Genomic DNA, 2,852 nt, shown 5'->3' with positions numbered 1-2,852 from the left:
CATGTTCGCAACGATCAGTCCCGCGATGACGGCCTCGGCCGCCAAAAAGCCTGCGGCTGCGGAAGGGATGACTCGAGACGTCATGCGCCCAGCGTAGGGCAGTCGAAATCCGTGCCGTTAGCGAACTGTGGTGGACCCTAGGAGATTTGAACTCCTGACCTCCTCGATGCGAACGAGGCGCGCTACCAACTGCGCCAAGGGCCCCTGCGCCTTGCGGCCCAGTGCAGCGTCAACGATATCACTCCGGCCGGGTGCGGATTCCGCGAGCTGCTATCCGGTGTTGACCAAAGGCCCTACCTCTCGCGCGGCGAACCGGATGAAGCCCTCATGGTCTGGCTCGTCCGCGGTCGGCTGGAGCACTACCGTGTCTGCGCCGGCGTCGGCTAAGCGCCGTACGGCAGCGGCGATCGTTGCCGCGTCGCCGGCGACACCGACATCGTCTGACGGGTCGAAACCCCAGTTGCGGCATTCGGCCTCCCACCTGGCCGGCGCTCCTAGCCCTGTGGCCGCCATGACATTGACTGTGATGGGGTGTTTGTCCGTTCGCCCCGCACGAGCGCGACCCTCGTCGATATGGGTGCGGGCCAGGCGCACGCCCTCCGGGGTCGTACCACCGGTGAGGATTGTGCCATCGGCGAACTGCCCCGACAGGGCGAGGGACTTCGGTCCACCCGTGCCGACCAGGATCGGAACCGGCTCGGTCGGCGGCCAGTCGAGCCGCACCCGATCGAGGCTGATGTACTCGCCGTCACTGGTCACCTCGTCGCCCGACAGCAGTGATCCCAGTGCAGGCAGATACTCTCGGGTCAGGCCCAGTGGCGACGCGACACGGGCACCGACCTGCCCCATCCACTCACGTACACCACTGCCGACGCCCGCGTGGAATCTTCCGGGGAACATCCTCTGCAGCGCATCAATCTTCATCGCCGCAGCCGCCGCCGCACTCCTCAGCGGAATAGGCAGAATGCTCGCGCCGAATCGTCCGCGGCTCAGCCGGCCGCTCGACGGCGGGCGAGCACGGCGTCGAGATCCGGGGCAGCGGTGGAGGTGGCATCCACAATGCCCATTCGCGCGAAGCGGCTGGGGGTCGCTACCGGCACTGGCGGCTCCACCGGGATCACGGCAACGTGCTGCTGGGCAGAGCGCAGCAGTTCTTCTGCCGACGCCGCGGCCTCGCGCAGTTGCGCAGTCGGATCTGCGATCACTCGGGTCGGAGCAAGCGAACGCGAGAGATAGAGCGGCTTCGGCACCGACACCGGGGTCCAGTGTGACTGCCGTTCGGCGACGCGGCCCGTGGCTACCGGGGCGCGGCTCATCGACACGCGACGCGCCATCGGCGCACCGGCCGAAGCGCGTTCGCGGGAGGCCGCCGCGAGCCGGCCCAGCAGCGACACTGAGCCGATCGTGATACCCGCGGCGACCGCCAGCACCACCCACGACGCGACAACAGCACCGCCCGTGACCATGAGGGTGAGCTGCACAAACCCGGACACCAGCGAGGCGAAAAATACGACAGACACCAGCACGCGCGAACGACGAAGGCGACGCGCGGCGACCGTCCGCGGGTCCTCCCGCGGCGGGGCGGGGCGACGCACCGGACCGACCGCAACAGGGCCCTGCCTCAGCTCGGCGCGCTGGGCCTGCGCCAACTGCTTCGCGGCGAGATCGGCCCTGACGGCATCCGGAATCTCGGCACTTTCGGCCAACACGCGAATGGTCTGCTGCAACCGCACGGCGTTGCGCTCGGTCGCCAGGTACTCGCGACGTTTGAACCAGTTCGGCACCAGGTACGCAAGCCACAGGGCGGCGGCGATCGCGAGCATGAGCCCGCCGCCGACGCCTGTTGGTTCCATAGGCCTACGGTACGAGTCGCGTGGGCAGATACCTCGACACCACGCTGGTGCGGCGGGCACGATGTTCGTAACTCCTGCAGATCACACCGGGCCGATCGGCGTGCCCCTGCAATTCCGGGCATTTCCGCCGGGCGCAACGACGAGCGCGACCGAATTGCAGGAGTTACCAACACAGGGCAACGGCAGGTCGGTCGGGGTGCCGCCGAGCCCGGACCTACGGAAGAAGCGGTCGTGCGGCTCTGGCGCGATCGGCTGCCGGCACCTCGGCATCAGAGACAGGAGCATTGCCGTCGAGCCAGCGCCGAAGTACACCGGCCGGCAACTCATCGATGGTCAGCGCGAAGCAGAAATGGTCGCGCCAGTCACCATTGATGTGGATGTAGCGCCGCCGAAGCCCCTCGTACCGGAAGCCCAGCTTCTCGACGACGCGCAGGCTCGGCTCGTTCTCGGGCCGGATGCAGATCTCCATGCGGTGCAGCCCCACGCCGAAGAAGCAGTGGTCGGTCGCGAGGGCCACCGCGGTCGGGGTAATCCCCTTGCCTGCAAATCGTTCCGACACCCAGTACCCGATGGTCGCCGACGACAGCGAACCGTAGGTGATGGATGACACGTTCAGCTGCCCCGCGAGCTCACCGTCGTACTCGATCACGAACGGCAGCCCGAACCCGCCGCGCGAATTCTGCTGCAGGCTCCGGATGCTCGACCGCACATCGAACGACATCGGACCGTGTGGGTTGGTGGCCTCCCATTTGCGCAGCCAGCTGCGGTTGTGGGCCAGCTCCCGGTCGAGGGTCTTTGCGTCCCGAAGTCGGATCGGACGAATGGTCGTCCGCCCCTCCGAGAGCGTGGGAATCGTTGCTGCCACGTCAGTCGAGGGCGGCTGAGAACTGCTTGAGCCACGGACGCAGCTCAGGCCCGAGGTCGTCACGTTCGACCGCGAGTTGCACGATGGCCTTGATGTAGTCGACCCGGTCGCCCGTGTCGTAGCGACGCCCACGG

At 67.5% G+C, this 2,852-nt stretch carries 3 protein-coding genes, 1 tRNA gene and 1 pseudogene; all 5 read right to left on the bottom strand.

All coding sequences use genetic code 11. The annotated features are described in order from the left end of the window. Nucleotides 1–128 precede the first annotated feature (128 nt). Nucleotides 129–204 (bottom strand) — tRNA-Ala (locus RMN95_RS10085). A 66-nt stretch (nt 205–270) separates the two neighbouring features. Further along, nucleotides 271–993 (bottom strand): LLM class flavin-dependent oxidoreductase, encoded by a 723-nt coding sequence (locus RMN95_RS10080; RefSeq protein ID WP_309616789.1) that lies wholly within the window; start codon nt 991–993, stop codon nt 271–273. Further along, the gene (locus RMN95_RS10075; RefSeq protein ID WP_309616790.1) at nt 990–1,853 is read right to left on the bottom strand and encodes a hypothetical protein; all 864 of its coding nucleotides are present in this window, start codon (nt 1,851–1,853) and stop codon (nt 990–992) included. Before RMN95_RS10075 ends, RMN95_RS10080 begins: the two co-directional genes overlap by 4 nt. Nucleotides 1,854–2,067: 214 nt before the next feature. After that, nucleotides 2,068–2,718: a GNAT family protein gene (locus RMN95_RS10070; RefSeq protein ID WP_309616788.1), complete on the bottom strand. Its 651-nt coding sequence runs from the start codon at nt 2,716–2,718 to the stop codon at nt 2,068–2,070. A gap of 1 nt (nt 2,719) precedes the next feature. Continuing rightward, a pseudogene (locus RMN95_RS10065) lies at nt 2,720–2,852 on the bottom strand (UTP--glucose-1-phosphate uridylyltransferase); the annotation flags it as partial.

Source organism: Salinibacterium sp., assembly GCF_031364185.1.
Taxonomy (GTDB): domain Bacteria; phylum Actinomycetota; class Actinomycetes; order Actinomycetales; family Microbacteriaceae; genus Rhodoglobus.
Note: the sequence above shows the minus strand (reverse complement) of the source record. Positions and strands in the feature narration are given on the sequence as shown.

Bases quoted from the DNA above. Each gene is read 5' to 3' on its own strand.
- RMN95_RS10075 (WP_309616790.1), bottom strand. From the start codon at position 1,853: ATGGAACCAACAGGCGTCGGCGGCGGGCTCATGCTCGCGATCGCCGCC.